General features: G+C 71.8%; 15 protein-coding genes and 1 pseudogene. 13 read left to right on the forward strand and 3 right to left on the reverse strand.

From position 1 onward, the window contains the following. Positions 1-144: 144 nt before the first annotated feature. Positions 145-1,143 (reverse strand): magnesium/cobalt transporter CorA, encoded by a 999-nt coding sequence (gene corA, locus VFJ94_RS00005; RefSeq protein ID WP_325002111.1) that lies wholly within the window; start codon positions 1,141-1,143, stop codon positions 145-147. A gap of 83 nt (positions 1,144-1,226) precedes the next feature. Here corA and VFJ94_RS00010 point away from each other — a divergent pair, with 83 nt between their 5' ends. The 4 genes from VFJ94_RS00010 to mshC are packed head-to-tail and all read left to right on the forward strand — an operon-like array spanning position 1,227 to position 4,636. Next, complete coding sequence (locus VFJ94_RS00010; protein ID WP_325002112.1) at positions 1,227-1,973, forward strand: MSMEG_4193 family putative phosphomutase; 747 nt, start codon at positions 1,227-1,229, stop codon at positions 1,971-1,973. Beyond that, positions 1,970-2,542: a DUF3090 domain-containing protein gene (locus VFJ94_RS00015; RefSeq protein WP_325002113.1), complete on the forward strand. Its 573-nt coding sequence runs from the start codon at positions 1,970-1,972 to the stop codon at positions 2,540-2,542. The genes VFJ94_RS00010 and VFJ94_RS00015 overlap by 4 nt, the downstream gene beginning before the upstream one ends. Then, on the forward strand, positions 2,526-3,338 hold the full coding sequence (locus VFJ94_RS00020) for an SCO1664 family protein (protein ID WP_325002114.1): 813 nt from the start codon (positions 2,526-2,528) through the stop codon (positions 3,336-3,338). Before VFJ94_RS00015 ends, VFJ94_RS00020 begins: the two co-directional genes overlap by 17 nt. A gap of 29 nt (positions 3,339-3,367) precedes the next feature. Then, on the forward strand, positions 3,368-4,636 hold the full coding sequence (mshC, locus tag VFJ94_RS00025; RefSeq protein ID WP_325002115.1) for a cysteine--1-D-myo-inosityl 2-amino-2-deoxy-alpha-D-glucopyranoside ligase: 1,269 nt from the start codon (positions 3,368-3,370) through the stop codon (positions 4,634-4,636). Between the two features lie 142 nt (positions 4,637-4,778). Here the strand turns inward: mshC and VFJ94_RS00030 are convergent, their stop codons facing one another. Continuing rightward, complete coding sequence (locus VFJ94_RS00030) at positions 4,779-5,633, reverse strand: PAC2 family protein (protein ID WP_325002116.1); 855 nt, start codon at positions 5,631-5,633, stop codon at positions 4,779-4,781. Positions 5,634-5,801: 168 nt separating this feature from the next. Here VFJ94_RS00030 and metH point away from each other — a divergent pair, with 168 nt between their 5' ends. The 3 genes from metH to VFJ94_RS00045 are packed head-to-tail and all read left to right on the forward strand — an operon-like array spanning position 5,802 to position 11,466. Then, on the forward strand, positions 5,802-9,335 hold the full coding sequence (metH, locus tag VFJ94_RS00035) for a methionine synthase (protein WP_325002117.1): 3,534 nt from the start codon (positions 5,802-5,804) through the stop codon (positions 9,333-9,335). Then, positions 9,332-10,093, forward strand: a complete 762-nt coding sequence (locus VFJ94_RS00040; RefSeq protein ID WP_325002118.1) for an HAD family phosphatase — start codon at positions 9,332-9,334, stop codon at positions 10,091-10,093. The genes metH and VFJ94_RS00040 overlap by 4 nt, the downstream gene beginning before the upstream one ends. After that, on the forward strand, positions 10,090-11,466 hold the full coding sequence (locus VFJ94_RS00045; protein ID WP_325002119.1) for an aspartate aminotransferase family protein: 1,377 nt from the start codon (positions 10,090-10,092) through the stop codon (positions 11,464-11,466). The genes VFJ94_RS00040 and VFJ94_RS00045 overlap by 4 nt, the downstream gene beginning before the upstream one ends. Positions 11,467-11,476: 10 nt before the next feature. Here VFJ94_RS00045 and VFJ94_RS00050 read toward each other — a convergent pair whose 3' ends face one another. Then, complete coding sequence (locus VFJ94_RS00050) at positions 11,477-12,319, reverse strand: PD-(D/E)XK nuclease family protein (RefSeq protein WP_325002120.1); 843 nt, start codon at positions 12,317-12,319, stop codon at positions 11,477-11,479. Between the two features lie 69 nt (positions 12,320-12,388). Between VFJ94_RS00050 and VFJ94_RS00055 the strand changes: the two genes are divergently transcribed. The 6 genes and pseudogenes from VFJ94_RS00055 to VFJ94_RS00080 all read left to right on the forward strand — a co-directional run. Next, on the forward strand, positions 12,389-13,546 hold the full coding sequence (locus tag VFJ94_RS00055) for a site-2 protease family protein (protein WP_325002121.1): 1,158 nt from the start codon (positions 12,389-12,391) through the stop codon (positions 13,544-13,546). A 467-nt stretch (positions 13,547-14,013) separates the two neighbouring features. Then, positions 14,014-14,484: a single-stranded DNA-binding protein gene (locus VFJ94_RS00060; RefSeq protein WP_325002122.1), complete on the forward strand. Its 471-nt coding sequence runs from the start codon at positions 14,014-14,016 to the stop codon at positions 14,482-14,484. An 11-nt stretch (positions 14,485-14,495) separates the two neighbouring features. Beyond that, positions 14,496-15,575: a tRNA (adenine-N1)-methyltransferase gene (locus VFJ94_RS00065; RefSeq protein WP_325002123.1), complete on the forward strand. Its 1,080-nt coding sequence runs from the start codon at positions 14,496-14,498 to the stop codon at positions 15,573-15,575. A gap of 58 nt (positions 15,576-15,633) precedes the next feature. Beyond that, entirely contained in the window at positions 15,634-17,379 is a 1,746-nt protein-coding gene (gene arc, locus VFJ94_RS00070) for a proteasome ATPase (protein ID WP_414654521.1), read from the forward strand. A gap of 1,112 nt (positions 17,380-18,491) precedes the next feature. Continuing rightward, positions 18,492-18,923 (forward strand): hypothetical protein, encoded by a 432-nt coding sequence (locus VFJ94_RS00075; protein WP_325002124.1) that lies wholly within the window; start codon positions 18,492-18,494, stop codon positions 18,921-18,923. A gap of 180 nt (positions 18,924-19,103) precedes the next feature. Next, positions 19,104-19,317, forward strand: a pseudogene (locus VFJ94_RS00080) (ISAzo13-like element transposase-related protein); the annotation flags it as partial.

Genomic DNA, 19,317 nt, shown 5'->3' on the forward strand with positions numbered 1-19,317 from the left:
CCCCCGGTGGTCGAGTGGCCACTTTCGCCCGCGGGTCGGCGCGGGGACCTGCACGGAACTGGCCACTCGACCGGGGAGGCGGCGCGGGGGCCTGCACGGAACTGGCCACTCGACCGGGGGGGCGGCGACCGGCTCGGCGCCGCCTCAGAGCCAGCCCGAGCGCTTGAACGCCCGGTAGAGCGCGAGGCAGGTGGCGGCCATGACGGCGAGCACGACGAAGTAGCCGTAGGCGAACTCCCCCGCGCCGACGTGCACGCTCGCCTGGAGCTCGGGCATGTTCTCGAAGTTCATGCCGTAGATACCCGCGACCATCGTCGGCACCGCGGCGATCGCCACCCAGGCGGAAATCTTGCGCATGTCCTCGTTCTGCTTGACCGAGACCCCGGCGAGGTGGGCGCCCAGGATGTCGGTGAGCAGCCGGTCGTAGGCCTCGACGTGGTCGTTCACCTGCCGCAGGTGGTCGGCCACGTCGCGGAAGAGGTGGCGCAGGTCGTTCGACAGGGCGCGGCCGACGCCTCGGTCGAGGAAGGCGACGAGGGCGTCCGCCAGGGGACCGCTGGCGCGCCGGAACTCGAGCACCTCCCGCTTGAGCCGGTAGATGACGTTGGCGTCGCCACCCGAGCCCCCGAAGACCTCGCTCTCGATCTCCTCCAGGTCCTGCTTGATCTCGCGGTCGACGACGACGTAGTTGTCGACGACCGAGTCCATGACGCTGTGCAGGACCGCCATGGGCCCGAAGGCCAGCTCGACGGCGTCCTGCTCGAGCCGGTGCCGCACCCCCTGCAGCGGGTTGCCCTCACCGCGACGCACCGTGACGACGAAGCGGTCGCCGAGGAAGAGCATGACCTCCCCGGTCTCGATGTCGCTGGTCTGCTCGACGTAGCGCAGGGTCTTGAGCACGACGAAGAGCGAGGTCTCGTACTGCTCGATCTTGGCGCGCTGGTTGCCCTTGACGGCGTCCTCGACGGCGAGCGGATGCAGGTGCAGCTCGGTGTTGACGAGCGCGAACTCCTCGTCGGTGGGGTCCTTGAGCCCGATCCACAGGAACCCGTCGGCGCCGGTGCGCAGCGCGTCGAGCTCGTCGCTGAGGTCGCCGCACGGCTGGCGCTGCCCGTGCCGGTAGATGGCCTGGTCCACGATCACCCGCCTACTTCACCACGTGTTGCCCCGTGGGTGCTGACTGGGCCGTATGCCGCGCAGCCGGGCCGGGCGTCTACGCTGGCGCCGTGCCAACCGTCCTCCTCGTCCGTCACGGCCGCTCGAGCGCGAACAGCTCCGGCACCCTGGCCGGCTGGACGCCCGGCGTCTTCCTCGACGCGGCGGGGGAGCAGCAGGCCGACGCGCTCGGCGCTCGCCTCGCCGCCGCCGAGGTGCCGGTGGCCGAGATCGTCTCGTCGCCCCTCGACCGCTGCGTGCAGACCGCCGACCGGCTCGCCTCCGCGCTCGGGGGGCCGGTCACCCGCAGCGTCCACGACGGGCTGGCCGAGTGCCGCTACGGCGCGTGGACCGGCCGGCCCCTCGCCGAGCTGGCCAAGGAGGAGCTCTGGAAGGTCGTCCAGGAGCGACCCAGCCAGGCACGCTTCCCCGACTCGCCGGCATACGAGGGGGAGTCCCTCACGGCGATGTGGGACCGCGCGCTCGACGCGGTCCGCGAGGTCAACGAGCGCGTGACGGCCGAGCACGGCGCAGACGCGGTGTGGGTCGCCGTCTCGCACGGCGACGTCATCAAGGCGGTCCTCGCCGACGCGGCCGGCTCGCGGCTCGACGATTTCCAGCGGCTGCACGTCGACCCGGCCTCGCTCAGCGTCGTGCACTACACGTCGCGGGGGCCCTTCGTCGTGCGCCTCAACGACGTGGGCGGTGACCTCAGCGGCCTGCGTCCGACGGCGCGGGCCACGCAGGATGGCGAGCTGCCCGAGGGCGACGCCGTCGTCGGGGGCGGCCCGGGCACCTCGGATAGGGTCGGTCCATGACCCTCCACGACTTCGAGGCCGTCGAGCGTTTCGTCGCCGGCACCGTCGGACCGGCGGGGCAGCGGGCGTTCTACCTGCAGGCGCGGGACGGCGCGCGGCTCGTCACCGTGGGCCTGGAGAAGCAGCAGGTCGCCGTGCTCGCCGAGCGGATCAACGACGTGCTCGACCAGCTCGCGCCCCTCGAGGCCGTCGAGCCCGGGCAGCCGGGCGGCGCGCCGGAGGACGCGGCCCCCCTCGAGACCCCGTTCGACGAGGACTGGCGGGTCCAGACCCTGGCCCTCTCGTGGGACGACGACGGTCGCGTCATCATCATCGAGTGCCACGACCACGACCCGGACGAGCTCGGCGACCTCGGCGACGAGGAGGAGCCCGGCGTCGACGGGCCGGCGCAGCCCGCCCTGCTCGCCCGCAACTCGATGCGGGTCCGGCTCGACCCGGCCGCCGCCCGGGCCTTCGCCCGCCGGAGCGAGGCGCTCGTCGCCGCCGGCCGGCCGCCGTGCCCGTTCTGCGGCGGGCCGCTCGACGCGAGCGGCCACATCTGTCCGCGGGCCAATGGCTACAAGCGCTGAGCCGACCCTGCTCGGTCCGGGCGACCTGTCCGGACCCGTGGAGGTGGTCGGCCGCGTCGCCGACTCGTCCAACCTCGCGGTGCTCGCCCGCCTCGTCGAGCACGACGGGGCGCATGTCATCTACAAGCCGGTGCGGGGCGAGCGACCGCTGTGGGACTTCCCCGACGGCACGCTCGCCGGCCGGGAGGTGGCGGCATACCTGACGTCCCGGCTCGGCGGCTGGGACCTCGTGCCGCCCACCGTGCTACGGGACGGCCCCCTCGGCCCCGGCTCGATGCAGCTGTGGATCGGTGACCCTTTCGCCCCGGTGGCTGACGACCGGGTGGTCGACCTCGTGCCGGCGCGGCGCATCCCGCGCGGCTGGGTGGGGGTGGTCGACGGGGAGACACCGCACGGCGCCTCGGTGCGGCTCGTGCACCAGGAGCTCGCCGACGTGCGCTCCCTCGCCGTGCTCGACGCCGTGCTCAACAACTCCGACCGCAAGGGCTCGCACTGCCTGCGAGACGACACCGGCCGCCTGTGGGGCATCGACCACGGCGTGTGCTTCTCGCCCACGCCGAAGCTGCGCACCGTCCTCTGGGGCTGGGCCGGGGAGCCGCTGCCGGACGCGGACCGGGCGCGGCTGTCGCGGCTCTCCGACGAGCTCGGACGCGCCCGGGTGCGCACCGAGCTCGAGCGGCTGCTGCCCGAGGCGGACGTCGCGGCGCTCGAGGCTCGGGTGCACCGCCTCCTGCAGTCGGGCCGGCACCCGCTGCCCAGCCCCGGGTGGCCGCCCGTCCCCTGGCCGCCGCTCTGACCTGCGGGCGGCCGGGATAGTCTCTGCCGGTGAGATCCTGGCCGACGCCGTTCATCCCGCAGCTGCCGGGCCGCGCACCCCAGGTGCGGGTGCGGGACACGACCTCGGGCGAGCTGCGGCCGGCCGCCTCCGGGCCGACGGTGACGCTCTACGTCTGCGGCATCACCCCGTATGACGCCACGCACATCGGGCACGCCGCGACCTACGTCACCTTCGACCTGCTCGGCCGGATCCTGCGCGACGGGGGCCACTCCGTCCGCTACGTGCAGAACATCACCGACATCGACGACCCGCTCCTCGAGCGCGCGGAGCGGGACGGCGTCGCCTGGGACGAGCTCGCCACTCGCGAGGTCGCCCTCTTCCGTGAGGACATGACCGCGCTCGCCGTCATCCCGCCCGACGAGTACCTCGGCGCCGTCGAGAGCATCCCGACCTTCGTCGGCCCCATCGAGCAGCTCGTCCGGGAGGGCATGGCGTATGCCGTGCCCGCGCCCGACGCCGTCGACGGGGCCGGGGGGGCGGTCGCCCGCGACGTCTACTTCGACGTGACGCGCGACCCGGCATTCGGTGGCGTGAGCAACCTCGACGAGGCGCAGATGCTCGAGCTCTTCGCCGAGCGAGGCGGCGACCCCGACCGCCCGGGCAAGCGGCACCGGCTGGACCCGCTCCTGTGGCGGGCGCACCGCGAGGGGGAGCCGCACTGGGACGGCGCCTCCCTCGGGCCGGGCCGCCCCGGGTGGCACATCGAGTGCGCGTGCATCGCGCTCGACCACCTCGGCGTCCCGATCGACATCCAGGGCGGCGGCACCGACCTGATCTTCCCCCATCACGAGGCGAGCGCAGCGCACGCGCGTGCGGTGAGCCACTCCGAGACCTTCGCCCGGCGCTACGTGCACCAGGCCATGGTCGGGCTCGACGGCGAGAAGATGAGCAAGTCCAAGGGCAACCTCGTGCTCGTCTCCGCGCTGCGCGCGGAGGGCGTCGACCCGGCCGTCATCCGCCTCGCCCTGCTCGCCCATCATCACAGCACCGAATGGGTCTGGACCGACGACGTGCTCGAGGAGGCGACCTCCCGTCTCGCGACGTGGCGGCGCGCCCTCGCGTCCGACGGCGGTCCGGCCGCGGAGCAGACGGTCGAGGAGATCCGCTCGCACCTCGCCGACGACCTCGACAGCCCTCGGGCGCTCGAGGCCGTCGACCGCTGGGCCGCACAGGCGCTGACCCGCGGGGGGGAGCACCCTGAGGCCCCCCGGCTCATCGCGCGCGCGGTCGACGCCCTGCTGGGCGTCCGCGTCTGACGGGTGGCTCAGGGGCTGCGGTCGCGGCGTCAGGCTGCGCTCAGGGGCCGGCGCTGGCGGCATACGAGCGGTGTCGACCCGAAAGCACAGCCCGGTGCCGTGGCCGCAGCACCCTTGGGGTTCGGCGCGCCCAGCCGCTCGCTCAGCGGGTGGGGTGGTCGTCGTCGCGGCCGCGCAGGTAGCGCTCGAACTCGCGCGCGATGGCGTCTCCGCTCGCCTCGGGCAGCTCGGCGGTGTCCTGCGCCTCCTCCAGCGACTTGACGTATTCCGCCACCTCGTCGTCGGACTGGGCCAGCTCATCGACCCCCCGCTCCCACGCCTGGGCGTTCTCCTCGAGCTCCCCGTGAGCCACCGTGATGCCGAGCAGGGACTCGATGCGGCGTACGAGGCTGAGCGTGGCCTTCGGGGAGGGCGGCCCGCCGGCGTAGTGCGGCACCGCCGCCCACGCGGAGAGCGTGGGGACGCCGGCCTCGGCGGCCGTGTGGCTGAGGACGCCGACGATGCCGGTCGGCCCCTCGTAGCGGCTCGCCTCGACGTCGAAGCGGTGGATGACGGCCTCGTCCTCGGCCGTGGCGGTGACCGGGATGGGACGGGTGTGCGGCACGTCGGCGAGGAGGGCGCCGACGGTGACGACCGTCGTCACACCGAGCTGCTGGGCGAGCTCGAGCAGCTCGAGGGAGAAGGCACGCCACCGCATCGACGGCTCGATGCCCTGCACGAGCACGACGTCGCGTCCGAAGCCCGTCTCGGTGGCCACGAGGATCCGCGTCGTCGGCCAGCGCAGGACGCGGCGGCCGTCTTCGATGAGCACCCGGGGGCGGTTGACCTGGAAGTCGTAGTAGTCCTCCGGGTCGAAGGCCGCGACGACCTCGGCGTCCCACGCCTCGGCGAGGTGGCGCACCGCGCTGGTGGCGGCCTCGCCCGCGTCGTTCCAGCCCTCGAACGCGGCGATGAGGACGGGGTCGTTCAGCTCCGGGACGTCCATGAACTCCAACACGGCCCCTCCTTCTGCGCGACACCGACACCATCGACCTAGGCCTCACCCTATGCGGCAAACAGCGCGCCGGTCGCGCCCGTGGGCCATACGCTGGCCGGCGACCGCAGGCCGTCCCGCCGGGCCCGTAGAATCGAGCACGTTCGCCCGCCCCCGACCGAAGGTCCCGTCTTGAGCAGCCGCTCCGACCTGTTCCGCCAGCTCCTCACCCAGCGTGTCCTCGTCGCGGACGGGGCAATGGGCACCATGCTGCAGGCCCAGGACCCGTCGATGGACGACTTCGAGGGCCACGAGGGCTGCAACGAGATCCTCAACGTGACCCGCCCCGACATCGTGCGGTCGGTCCACGACGCCTACTTCGGCGCCGGCTGCGACCTCGTCGAGACCAACACGTTCGGCGCGAACCTCGCCAACCTCGGCGAGTACGGCATCGCGGACCGCATCGAGGAGCTCGCCGAGGCCGGTGCCCGGATCGCGCGCGAGGCTGCCGACCACTGGAGCACGAAGGAGAAGCCCCGCTTCGTCATCGGCTCCGTGGGGCCGGGCACCAAGCTGCCCTCGCTCGGGCACGCGCCGTTCGCGGTGCTCCGCGACGCGTACGAGCGGCAGGCCCGCGGCCTGCTCGACGGAGGCATCGACGTCTTCCTCGTCGAGACCTGCCAGGACCTGCTGCAGGCCAAGGCGGCGGTCATCGGCATCCGGCGGGCCCTGCGCGACGTCCGCGACGACCTGCCCGTCTTCGTCCAGGTCACGGTGGAGACGACCGGGACGATGCTCATGGGCTCGGAGATCGGGGCCGCGCTCACCACGCTGGAGCCGCTCGGCATCGACGGCATCGGGCTCAACTGCGCCACAGGCCCGGCCGAGATGAGCGAGCACCTGCGCCACCTGTCGAGGCACGCCACGGTGCCCGTGACGTGCATGCCGAATGCCGGTCTGCCCGTCCTCACCCGGGACGGCGCGGCATACCCCCTCACCCCGGAGGAGCTCGCCAAGGCGCACACCCAGTTCGTCGCCGAGTTCGGCCTGCAGCTCGTCGGTGGGTGCTGTGGCACCACGCCGGAGCACCTGGCGGCCGTGGTCGAGGCGGTCGGCGGGACCGCGGTGGCGCCGCGCCGACCCCACCACGAGCCGGCGGTGAGCTCGCTCTACCAGTCGGTGCCCTTCCGGCAGGACGCGTCGTTCCTGTCCATCGGCGAGCGGACCAACGCCAATGGCTCCAAGGCTTTTCGCGAGGCCATGCTCGCCGGCCAGTGGGACCGCTGCGTCGAGATCGCGCGTGACCAGACGCGTGACGGTGCCCACCTCCTCGACGTCTGCGTCGACTACGTCGGCCGCGACGGCCGTGACGACATGCAGCAGATCGTCGGCCGCCTCGCGACGTCGTCGACGCTGCCGCTGGTGCTGGACTCGACAGAGCCCGCGGTCATCGAGGCCGGCCTGGAGATGCTCGGCGGTCGCGCGGTCATCAACTCCGTCAACTTCGAGGACGGCGACGGCGAGGGCTCTCGCTACCGCCGGATGATGCAGCTCGCCACCGAGCACGGCGCGGCCGTGGTGGCCCTCACCATCGACGAGGAGGGCCAGGCGCGCACCCGGGACAAGAAGGTCGCCATCGCCACCCGGCTCGTCGAGCAGCTCACCGCCGACTACGGCATGCGGGTCAGCGACATCGTCGTCGACACGCTGACCTTTCCCATCGCCACGGGCCAGGAGGAGACCCGCCGCGACGGGCTCGAGACGATCGAGGCGATCCGCGAGCTCAAGCAGCGCTACCCCGACGTGCAGACCACGCTCGGCGTCTCCAACGTCTCCTTCGGCCTCAACCCGGCCGCACGGGTGGTGCTCAACTCCGTCTTCCTCCACGAGTGCGTCAAGGCCGGCCTCGACTCGGCCATCGTCCACGCGGCGAAGATCCTGCCGATCGCCCGGATCCCCGAGGAGCAGCGGCAGGTGGCGCTCGACATGGTCTACGACCGGCGGCGGGACGGCTACGACCCGCTCGAGCGTTTCCTCGAGCTCTTCGCCGGCGTCGACAGCGCCAGCCTCAAGGCGTCCCGGGCCGACGAGCTGGCCGCTCTCCCGCTCGACGAGCGGCTCGCCCGGCGGATCGTCGACGGCGAGCGCAACGGCCTCGAGGCGGACCTGCAGGCGGCGCTCGACGCCGGCCGCACCGCCCTCGACATCATCAACGAGAACCTGCTCGACGGCATGCGCACCGTCGGCGACCTCTTCGGCCGGGGGGAGATGCAGCTGCCCTTCGTCCTCCAGTCGGCGGAGGTGATGAAGATCGCGGTCGCCTACCTCGAGCCCTACATCGAGGGGGTGGACGGGGCGGAGCGACAGGCCAAGGCCAAGATCGTCCTCGCCACCGTCAAGGGCGACGTGCACGACATCGGCAAGAACCTCGTCGACATCATCTTGTCCAACAACGGCTACGACGTCGTCAACCTCGGGATCAAGCAGCCCATCGCCGAGATCATCCGCACCGCCGAGGAGCACGGGGCCGACGCCATCGGCATGTCCGGGCTGCTCGTGAAGTCGACGGTGATCATGAAGGAGAACCTCGAGGAGCTGAACTCCCGGGGCGTGGCCGCCCGGTTCCCCGTCATGCTCGGCGGAGCGGCGCTCACCCGCGCCTACGTCGAGAACGACCTCGCCGAGGTCTACGAGGGCGAGGTGCGCTACGCGCGAGATGCCTTCGAGGGTCTGCGGCTCATGGACGCCATCGCCCTCGCCAAGACCCAGCCGGGGCTCGAGCTGCGGGAGGCCCTGCCACCGCTGCGCCAGCGCCGGGTCCGGAGCCAGGCGGCCCCGGTCGACGACAGCGCCCTCGCCGACACGACCCGCTCCGACGTCGCGACGGACAACCTGGTCCCCACCCCGCCCTTCTGGGGCACGCGCGTGGTCAAGGGCATCGCCCTCGCCGACATCGCGGCATACCTCGACGAGCGGGCCACCTTCCTCGGCCAGTGGGGTCTCAAGCCCGGTCGGGGAGACGACGGCGCGTCCTACGAGGAGCTGGTGGAGACGGAGGGCCGGCCGCGGCTGCGGCTGTGGCTCGACCGGATCAAGGCGGAGTCGCTCGTCGAGGCGGCCGTCGTCTACGGCTACTTCCCGTGCTACTCGGAGGGCAACGACGTCGTGGTCCTGTGGCACGAGACGGGCCCCGGTGGTCAGCCGGAGGGCAGCGAGCGGGCGCGGTTCAGCTTCCCGCGCCAGCGGCGGGACCGTCGCCTGTGCATCGCCGACTTCTTCAGGTCCAAGCAGGCGTATGCCGCCGACGGCCGCCCAGACGTCGTCGCCTTCCAGCTCGCGACGATGGGCTCGCGGGTCTCGGAGGAGACGGCCAGGCTCTTCGGGGAGAACGCCTACCGCGACTACCTCGAGCTGCACGGCCTGTCCGTGCAGCTGACCGAGGCGCTCGCCGAGATGTGGCACGCGCGGGTGCGGGAGGAGCTCGGCTTCGGCGACGAGGACGCCTTGCACCTCGAGGACATCCTGCGACAACGACACCGCGGGTCGCGCTACTCCTTCGGCTACCCGGCCTGCCCCGACCTCGAGAGCCGGGTGACCATGGTGGAGCTGCTCGAGCCCGGGCGGATCGGCGTCGAGCTGTCAGAGGAGCTGCAGCTGCACCCCGAGCAGTCCACCGACGCGTTCGTCGTGCACCACCCCGAGGCGAAGTACTTCAACGCGACATGACGGACTTCCTGCTGGGCACCGATGCCGCCAACGAGGAGACGGTGCGACTGCCGGCTGCGGTCCTCTGGGACATGGACGGGACCCTCGTCGACACCGAGCCCTACTGGATCGCGGCCGAGTACGACCTCGTCGAGAGCCACGGCGGCACGTGGGCGGACGAGTTCGCGCACGAGCTCGTCGGCAACGCCCTCGAGGTCTCGGCCCGGGTCATCCTCGACCGCACGGGCATCGAGCTCACGGTCCCCGAGGTGGTGCAGGCCCTGCTCGAGCGGGTCGTCTCCCGCGTCGACGAGCAGGTGCCGTGGCGGCCGGGCGCGCCGCAGCTGCTCGCCGAGCTCCGTGCGCTCGGCGTCCCGTCGGCGCTGGTGACCATGTCCTACCGGTCGCTCGCCGAGGCCGTCGTGGGCCAGCTGCCAGACGAGTCGTTCCACTCCCTCGTGACGGGAGACGAGGTCGCGCGCGGCAAGCCGGACCCCGAGCCCTACCTGGTCGCGGCGCGTCAGCTCGGCGTCCGACCCGAGGACTGCATCGCCATCGAGGACTCGCCGACCGGCGTCACCTCCGCCACGGCCGCGGGCGTGCCCACGATCGCCGTGCCCAACGTCGTGCCGGTGCCGCACATCCCCGGTGCCGTGCACGTCGAGACCCTGGCCGGTGTCAGCGCCGCTGACCTGACCCGCCTGGTCGCACCGGCGACGTCGCCGCAGGGAACCGCCGAGGCCCCCGGCGACCTCGGCGCGCCGAGCAGCCGACGATGAGCGCGCCCACCTCAGCGTCCCGCCTCGCAGCGATGACCGAGGCAGACGTGCGTGCGCTGGACCGCGCCCACGTCTTCCACTCATGGTCGGCGCAAGGCGCCGTCGACGCGCTGCCCATCGCCCGGGCCCGCGGCTCCTACTTCTGGGACTACGCGGGCAAGCGCTACCTCGACTTCTCCTCGCAGCTGGTCAACGTCAACATCGGCTACCAGCACCCCAAGGTCGTCGCCGCCATCCAGGAGCAGGCGGCGCGCCTGACGACGATCCAGCCCGCCTTCGCCAACGACGCCCGGTCGGAAGCGGCCCGGCTCATCACTGAGGTCGCCCCGGCGGGGCTGGGCAGCGTCTTCTTCACCAGCGGCGGTGCCGAGGCCAACGAGAACGCCATCCGCATGGCACGGCTGCACACGGGCCGGCACAAGGTGCTCGCCACCTACCGCAGCTATCACGGCGCCACGGCCGGCTCGATCACGCTGACGGGAGACCCGCGCCGCTGGCCGTCCGAGCCCGGCTACCCGGGCGTCGTCCACTTCTGGGGGCCCTACACCTACCGGTCGGCCTTCCACTCCGAGGACGACGCGCAGGAGGCGGAGCGCGCCCTGGCCCACCTGCGCGACACCCTCATGGTCGAGGGCCCACACACCGTGGCCGCCGTCGTGCTCGAGACGGTCGTCGGCACCAACGGGATCCTCGTCCCTCCGGACGGCTACCTGGCGGGGGTGCGGGCGCTCTGCGACGAGCACGGCATACTGCTCATCGCCGACGAGGTCATGGCCGGCTTCGGCCGGTGCGGCGAGTGGTTCGCCATCGACCGCTGGGGCGTGACGCCCGACCTGATCACCTTCGCCAAGGGGGTCAACTCCGGCTACGTCCCGCTCGGCGGCGTGATCCTCTCCGACCCGGTCCGGGACACCTTCACCGACCGTGCCTACCCGGGTGGCCTGACCTACTCCGGGCACCCGCTGGCCTGCGCGTCGGCCGTGGCCTCCATCAACGCCCTCCGGGAGGAGGGCATCATCGACAACGCCCGGATGCTCGGCGAGTCGGTGATCGGCCCCCGGCTGCGCGAGATCGCGAGCCGGCACCCGAGCGTGGGCGAGGTGCGCGGTCTCGGCGTCTTCTGGGCCGTCGAGCTGGTCCGGGACCGAGCCACCCGCGAGCCGCTCGTGCCTTTCAACGCGGCGGGGGAGGCGACCACGCCGATGGCCCGGTTCGCCGCGGCGTGCAAGGACCGGGGGCTGTGGCCCTTCACCAACGTCAACCGGACCCACGTCGTGCCACCGTGCACGACAACGGCGGCCGAGGCCGAGGAGGGCCTGGCCATCCTCGACGAGGCGCTCGCGGTCGCGGACGAGTACACGTCGGGCGCGTGACCCGGTCGGCTCAGTCATCGGCCACGGTCGGCTCACCGGCCGCGGCGGGGTCCACCGCGCGGACGGCCGCGTCGACCGGCAGGTCCGGCGGGGTCCCGCCCCAGGCGGGGCACAGGGCGCGGTGCTCGCACCAGTCGCACAGCCGGCTCGGGCGCGGCCGCCAGTCGCCGGTCTCCGCGGCGCGCCGGATCGCCTCCCACAGCGCCTTGACCTTGCGCTCGATGCCCCGCAGGTCCTGCTCGTCGGGGACGTAGCGCACGATCTCGCCGTTGCCGAGGTAGACCAGCTGCAGCAGCCGGGGGATCTCGCCGCGCTGCTTCCACAGGACGAGGGCGTAGAACTTCATCTGGAACAGCGCCCTGGCTTCGAACCGCTCCGAGGGCGAACGACCCGTCTTGTAGTCCACCACCCGCATGGCGCCGTCGGGCGCGACGTCGAGCCGGTCGACGTAGCCGCGCAGGACGAGGCCGTCGACGTCGGTCTCGACGTAGAGCTCGCGCTCGGCCGGCTCGAGGCGGGTCGGGTCCTCGAGGCCGAACCACGTCTCGAGCAGAGCGCCGGCCCCGGTGAACCACTCGTCGGTCCGGCCCTCGTGCTCGGCGAGCAGGTCGAGCATCTGCGGCTCCTCCGCCGCGATGCGCGCCCACTCCTCCGGCACGAGCGCGATGGCCGCGTCGAGGGTGCGCTGCTCGGTGGGCAGGTCGAAGAGCCGCTCGAGCACCGCGTGCACCAGCGTCCCACGCGCCGTGGCCGGGGTCGGCGGCGACGGCAGCTTGTCGATGACGCGGAAGCGGTAGAGCAGCGGACAGGTCATGAAGTCCGACGCGCGGCTCGGGGACAGTGCGGAGACCATGCCTGGAACTGTATGCCGACGCACCGACAGCCTCGTGAGGCGACGATCCACGTGGCCTAGGGTCACCTCATGAGCACCAGCCCGACGCCGCGCGCCTCCGCCCATGGCTGGCGGCTCGGCGGCCTCGCCGGCACCCCCGTCTACCTCGGGCGGTCTTGGCCGCTCATCGCCCTGTTCCTCGTGGTGGCCTTCGCGCCGACGCTCTCGCGCGGGGGGCGCGGCGCGGCATACGGCGTGCTCGTCGCCCTGGCGTATGCCGTGCTGCTGCTGTTCTCCGTGCTCGTCCATGAGGCCGCGCACGCGCTCGCCGCGCGGTGGCAGGGACATCCCGTGGACCGGATCGTCGCGGACGTGTGGGGCGGTCACACCGTCTACGACGCGACGCGCGGCACGCCGGGCACCACCGCGCTCGTCGCCGTCGTCGGGCCGCTCGCCAACCTCGTGCTCGCGGGGCTGGGCCACCTGCTGAGCGGGGTGGTGGAGGGATCGACGGTCCCGCTCCTCGTCGGCGTCGTCACCCTCACCAACCTCTTCGTCGGCGTGTTCAACCTCCTGCCGGGCCTGCCGCTCGACGGGGGCCAGATCCTCAGCTCCCTCGTGTGGCACGTCACCGGAAGCAAGGGTCGAGGCCTCACCGTCGCGGGCTGGAGCGGCCGCGTCGTCGCCGTCCTTGCCGTCGCGTGGGCGCTGGGTCGGCCGCTCCTCGAGTCGGAGCAGCCGGACCTGACCAACGTCGTGTGGGCCCTGCTCATCGGCGCCCTGCTGTGGCGCGGGGCCACCGAGGCGATCCGCTCCGGGCACGTGCACGAGGCCACAGCGGGCCCGGTCGACCCGGTGCTCGCGCCCTGCCTCCTCGCGCCTGCCGACGCCTCGGTGGCCGAGGTCCTGGCCCGGGCCGCGGCCGTCGCCGGGCCTGTCGTCATCGTCGCCACCGACCGCACCGGGTGGCCCATCGGAACGGTCGAGCCGGCCGCGACGGCGGCGGTCCCGCTGGAGGCTCGCGGGACGACGCGGCTGGCCGCCGTGGTCGCCGCCCAGCCGCCGGACTGGGTGGTGCCGGTGCCCGGCACCGCCGTGCTGACCGACCTCGTGCGGCTCATGGCGGAGCGGTCCCTCGCGGTCGCCGTGGTGCTCGACGAGTCGACGCGGCGGGTGCGTGGGGTGGCCCTGGCCGAGCGGGTCAACGACGTCGTGGCCGCGGAGCTGGCGCGCAAGGGGCGCCGCTGAGTAGGCCACTGAAGGGGGCTGTGCCGGTCCACGCCCACCCGTCGAGTGGCCACTTCTGCACGGGGCCTCACCCCGCGGGCCCGGACCCCGGTCGAGTGGCCACTTCTGCGCGGGGCCTCACCCCGCGGGGCCTCACCCCGCGGGGCCCCTCCCTTGTCGAGTGGCCACTTCTGCACGGGGCCTCACCCCGCGGGCCCGGACCCCGGTCGAGTGGCCACTCCTGCACGGGGCCTCACCCCGCGGGCCCGGACCCCGGTCGAGTGGCCACTTCTGCACGGGGCCTCACCCGCGGGCCCGACCCCGGCGGGCGGAAGGAGGGAAGGCGGAATGCCGCCGAGGCTCTGTCCCCAGGCCGACCGGTCGCGGGGCGCTCGTCCACAGCGCAGGCGAACGCGCTCGACCGAGGCGCCGGCCTGGGTGACGCTGGCCACGGGTCCGCAGACTCCTGACCCGAAAGAGGGGACGACATGACGACACGGTCGAAGGCGCCCGGGCCGGGCGCGCCGCCGGCGCGCAACGAGGTGGCCCTGACGGGACGGGTGTCAGCCGCCGCCGAGGAGCGAAGCCTGCCGAGCGGGGACGTCATCGTCCTGCTCCGCGTCGTCGTTGCCCGACCGGAGCGACCACGGCGGCCAGAGCGGCCGGACGCATCCGAGCAGCCCGGGCAGCCAGACCCGACCGGAGCGGCGCGTTCCTCGACGATCGCGGCCACCGACACCGTGGGGCGCCGGCGCCAGACCGTCGACACCATCGACGTCGTGTGCTGGACCTCGACAACCCGGCGCGCGGCGGCCCGCCTCGCGGCCGGGGACGTCGTCGACGTCGAGGGAGCGCTGCGCCGGCGGTTCTTCGGCGGCGCGGCGGGCCGGCAAAGCCGCTACGAGGTCGAGGCGCTGCGGGTCCGTCGCGTGGCCAGGGCACCGCAGGTGCCCACCTAGACTCTGCTGACATGACCGCAGACGCCGCCTCCGCCTCCGTCAGCACCGCCCATCGCCGGCGCGGCGTCTTCGAGGTCGGCGAGCGCGTCCAGCTCACCGACCCCAAGGGGCGGCTGCACACGATCACGCTGGAGCGGGGCCGGGAGTTCCACACCCACCGCGGGTTCCTGCGCCACGACGACCTCATCGGCGCGCCGGACGGCTCCGTCGTCACCAACACCGCCGAGGTCGAATACCTGGCGCTGCGACCCCTGCTCAGCGACTACGTCATGTCGATGCCCCGGGGGGCGGCGGTCGTGTACCCCAAAGACGCGGGGCAGATCGTCCAGATGGGCGACATCTTCCCAGGCGCCACCGTGGTGGAGGCCGGCGTCGGGTCCGGAGCGCTGTCGATGTCCCTGCTACGGGCGGTCGGAGAGCACGGTCGGTTGCTGTCCCTGGAGCGACGTGAGGACTTCGCGGAGATCGCCAGGGGCAACGGCCGCGAATTCTTCGGTGGCGACCACCCGGCCTGGACGGTGCACGTCGGCGATCTCGTCGAGACGCTGCCGACGCTGGTGAGCCCGGGCACGGTGGACCGCGTGGTGCTCGACATGCTGGCGCCGTGGGAGTGCCTCGAGGTCGTCGGCGACGCGCTGACGCCCGGTGGGGTGCTTGTCTGCTACGTCGCCACGACCACCCAGCTGAGCCGCCTCGCGGAGGGCATCCGCGGGCACGGCGGCTACACCGAGCCGTCCGCGTGGGAGTCCCTCGTGCGGGGCTGGCACCTCGAGGGGCTCGCCGTGCGACCGCAGCACCGGATGCACGGCCACACCGGGTTCCTGCTCACAACCCGTCGGCTCGCGCCGGGGGTCAGCGCGCCGGTGCGGAAGCGCCGGCCGGCCAAGGGTGCCCACGGACCCGCCACCGTGACCGTCCACGCTGGCGCGGTCGCGGCGGGCGACGTCGGCGCTGGCGAGCCGGGCTCCACCGCAGCACTCGACGTGCCTGCCAACGCCTGGACGGCGGAAGCCCTCGGCGAGCGCACCAAGTCAGACAAGACAATCCGGCGCGTTCGGCGATCCATGACGGGAACCTCCAACTCGGAGTGACGCCGCCGGGTTAGGGTCGAGGTGTCACGGCATTCAAGTGACTGCTGAGGAGGCCCAGATGTCCGACGAGATGCGTGGTCGAAGCCGACCAGGGGAGCAGCCGCGGAGCAGCGAGGTCGACGACCTGCGTGCCGAGGTCGAGCGGCTGCGCGCGGCCGCGCGCCAGTCTCCCGAACGGGCCCGCGACCTCGACGCCCGCATGGCCCACCTGCAGACGTCGCTGACGAACCTTGCCACGCAGAACGAGCGGCTCGTGCGCACCCTCAAGGACGCGCGCGAGCAGATCGTCACCCTCAAGGCGGAGGTCGACCGGCTCGCGCAGCCGCCCAGCACCTACGGCCTCGTCGTCGACATCGCGCAGGACGGCACCGTCGACATCCTCACCGGTGGCCGCAAGATGCGCGTGGCGGTAAGCCCGTCTGTGGAGTCGGAGCAGCTCGGCGTCGGCCGTGAGGTGATGCTCAACGAGGCGCTCAACGTCGTGGCGGTGCATGGGTACGAGCGCGTGGGGGAGGTCGTGACGGTCAAGGACCGGCTCGGCGAGGACCGTGTCGTCGTCATCACCCACGGCGACGAGGAGCGCGTATGCCGTCTCGCCGAGGCGCTCACGGGCGCGACGATCCGGGTCGGTGACTCCCTGACCCTCGACTCGCGGTCCAACTTCGTCTACGAGCTCATCCCCAAGCTGGAGGTCGAGGAGCTCGTCCTCGAGGAGGTGCCCGACGTCGCCTACGAGGACATCGGCGGCCTGTCCGGGCAGATCGAGCAGATCCGCGACGCCGTCGAGCTGCCCTTCCTGCACCCCGACCTGTTCCGCGAGCACGCGCTCAAGCCGCCCAAGGGCGTCCTGCTCTACGGCCCGCCCGGCTGCGGCAAGACGCTCATTGCCAAGGCCGTGGCGGCCTCGCTCGCCCGGCAGATGGCCGCGCGCACCGGCAACCCGTCCGAGAAGAGCTACTTCCTCAACATCAAGGGCCCGGAGCTGCTCAACAAGTACGTCGGCGAGACCGAGCGGCACATCCGGCTCATCTTCCAGCGGGCGCGCGAGAAGGCGTCCGGGGGCTCGCCAGTCGTCGTCTTCTTCGACGAGATGGACTCGCTCTTCCGCACCCGAGGGTCCGGCGTGTCGAGCGACGTCGAGACGACGATCGTGCCGCAGCTGCTCGCCGAGATCGACGGCGTCGAGCGACTCGAGAACGTCATCGTCATCGGCGCCTCCAACCGCGAGGACATGATCGACCCAGCGATCCTGCGCCCGGGGCGCCTCGACGCGAAGATCAAGATCGAGCGGCCCGATGCCGAGAGCGCCCGCGACATCTTCTCGAAGTACCTCGTCGAGACCCTGCCGCTGCACGAGCACGACCTGGCCGAGCACGGCGGTGACCGCGAGGCCACGGTCGCCGCGATGACGGCCGCAGCGGTGGAGCGGATGTACTCCGAGATGGAGGAGAACCGGTTCCTCGAGGTGACCTACGCCAGCGGCGACAAGGAGGTCCTCTACTTCAAGGACTTCAACTCCGGGGCCATGATCCAGAACATCGTGGACCGGGCCAAGAAGATCGCGATCAAGGAGTTCCTCGCCACCGGCCAGAAGGGCATCCGCGTCGAGCACCTCCTCACCAGCTGCGTCGAGGAGTTCAAGGAGAACGAAGACCTGCCCAACACGACCAACCCCGACGACTGGGCCCGCATCTCCGGCAAGAAGGGCGAGCGCATCGTCTACATCCGCACGCTGATCAAGGGCAAGGACGGACGGGAGCCCGGTCGCTCCATCACGACGGCGAACACCGGCCAGTACCTCTGACGCCTGGAGACCGGGCGAAGCACCGGTCCCACAGAGCTCCCGCGGGCTGGGAACGCCTCGTATGCCGCCCACGGCTTGGTCAGCCGACCTCACCGTCGGCCACGGCGAGGACACCCAGCGACAAGGTTGACGAGCGGTAATACCTCCGCGCCGCGGGCGCCGGCCGGGTGCACCGGCGCCGGCCGGGCCGGAATGTCGGCCGTCATGACCTTGGTCGGTCGGCCCGCCATCATCGTCAGCAGCGTCGCGCTCCCGAGCCGGCCGGCAGGGTCTGTGACAAGGCGTCCACAGCCTGGAACGGCGTCAAGAGCGGCGCGAGTTGGACTTTGGCAGCACCGGTCATCGATTATCCAATTGCTCCATGGAGCGGGTGGCAAGACTGAATGGAAAAGGGTACGGTCAGGCCAATGCCCGTCGCATCCGATTGGGAGCTTCTAGCCACACCCGACCACGTGCGGCAGGGTGCCGCGCAGAGCCGAAGGAGTCCGCATGTCAGGGCGATTCACGCTTCGAGTTTTTGCTTGTCGCCGCTGTGCTTGCTGGTAGCGCTCTGGCACCTGGCCAAGCGTATGCCGGAACGGGTACTGAGCCACCCGGAAATCGGTATAGGTCAACGCTGACAACGTCAGTAAATGGGGCGGTCAAGCAGACACCTGCGGTGTCAGCCGCTGCCCCCTCTGGAGCGCTAATTCACTGCAACAAGGCGTACTCCTTCAGCGACGGCAACGGGACATACCACATTCAGCATGCCTGTGGCGGCACAACGGCCCCGTGGGGATTCAACATCGCTTCCGGTCTCTGTGCCATCGCGACAACCAGCGTTAGTGAGGCGGGAATGCGCTGGACCCGCAATGGTGTACCGCAGTCAATGCAGGCACCCCATCTCCAAGCCTGTACGTACCAGTGGCACGGAACCTATAGTCCCGCTCGCGATTACGACAAGCTCACCTACGGAGACACCTTCACATTTGGCGTCGTGAATGGCGGCCGCGCAACCTTGAAGATCAGTGGCTCCTTCACGCTCTTGGGTAGCCCGTGTTCGCCCACGTCCTGCTGAATAGGAGGGGACACCAACTCATGCCTCCACGTGTCAAGAAGAAGGTGTCGGCCCCATGACGCTTGGCGACGCTGATTCCCGAGCCAGGTTCGACCGAGCCTTCGCGCCTGTGCTCGCGGATCTGGCAGCCGAGCCCGTGGTGTCGCTGCAACGTGAGGCCGGCGACGGCCGGCCGGCATTCATCTGGCTGACCGACTCCAGTGGAGGCAGGACGGGAGTGCCGCTGGATCCCCAACTGCGGGGCATCGACGCCGTCGTCTGGGTTGCCGGTATTGTCCAGGACGCAGCCGTCGATGCCCTGTGGGCCGTGGGCGAACCAGCGGTGTGGCCGGTGTGTCGACGGCACCCGGCGTCACACCCCATGAACGCGGCCCTGGTCGGGGGTGTGGCCGTATGGCAGTGCCCGGTGGACCTCGTAGCTGTGGCCGAAGTCGGTCAACTGGGAGAGCACCCGCGAGAGGGGCTGCCACCCGAGTCGCACCACTGACTCGTGGTCTGTGGACTCGGGGCTGTCGCCGCGCTCGTCATCCTGACCATGCACCGGGGCCGCTGGTGAGAAAACCTCAATACATCGGGTACGCCGCGGCTGGGGCCTGCATCGTCGCGACCGCCGGTGCCTGCACCGTCATAGCGAGTGCAGTTGCAGGTATTTCAGTGCTGAATAGCCGAGCAGGTGAAGGTGCACGACTTCATCGACCCAGCCCTGGGCAAGGCCAACCCCTACGGCGTGTACGACCTCGCCGCGGACACCGGATGGGTGTCCGTGGGCACCGACCACGACACCGCCGCGTTCGCCGTCAACACGATCCGCTCCTGGTGGCAAGCCGTCGGCGCCGAACGTTACCCGGATGCGACCCGGCTGATGATCAGCGCCGACGGCG

The organism is Intrasporangium sp. (assembly GCF_035688975.1).
In the GTDB taxonomy this organism is placed as follows: domain Bacteria; phylum Actinomycetota; class Actinomycetes; order Actinomycetales; family Dermatophilaceae; genus CALMNV01.

Coding starts and splice junctions, on each gene's coding strand:
- VFJ94_RS00065 (WP_325002123.1), top strand. CDS start 14,496: ATGACCGCAGACGCCGCCTCCGCCTCCGTCAGCACCGCCCATCGCCGG.
- arc (WP_414654521.1), top strand. CDS start 15,634: ATGTCCGACGAGATGCGTGGTCGAAGCCGACCAGGGGAGCAGCCGCGG.
- VFJ94_RS00050 (WP_325002120.1), bottom strand. CDS start 12,319: ATGGTCTCCGCACTGTCCCCGAGCCGCGCGTCGGACTTCATGACCTGT.
- VFJ94_RS00075 (WP_325002124.1), top strand. CDS start 18,492: ATGACGCTTGGCGACGCTGATTCCCGAGCCAGGTTCGACCGAGCCTTC.
- VFJ94_RS00040 (WP_325002118.1), top strand. CDS start 9,332: ATGACGGACTTCCTGCTGGGCACCGATGCCGCCAACGAGGAGACGGTG.
- VFJ94_RS00060 (WP_325002122.1), top strand. CDS start 14,014: ATGACGACACGGTCGAAGGCGCCCGGGCCGGGCGCGCCGCCGGCGCGC.
- VFJ94_RS00045 (WP_325002119.1), top strand. CDS start 10,090: ATGAGCGCGCCCACCTCAGCGTCCCGCCTCGCAGCGATGACCGAGGCA.
- VFJ94_RS00020 (WP_325002114.1), top strand. CDS start 2,526: ATGGCTACAAGCGCTGAGCCGACCCTGCTCGGTCCGGGCGACCTGTCC.
- VFJ94_RS00055 (WP_325002121.1), top strand. CDS start 12,389: ATGAGCACCAGCCCGACGCCGCGCGCCTCCGCCCATGGCTGGCGGCTC.
- VFJ94_RS00015 (WP_325002113.1), top strand. CDS start 1,970: ATGACCCTCCACGACTTCGAGGCCGTCGAGCGTTTCGTCGCCGGCACC.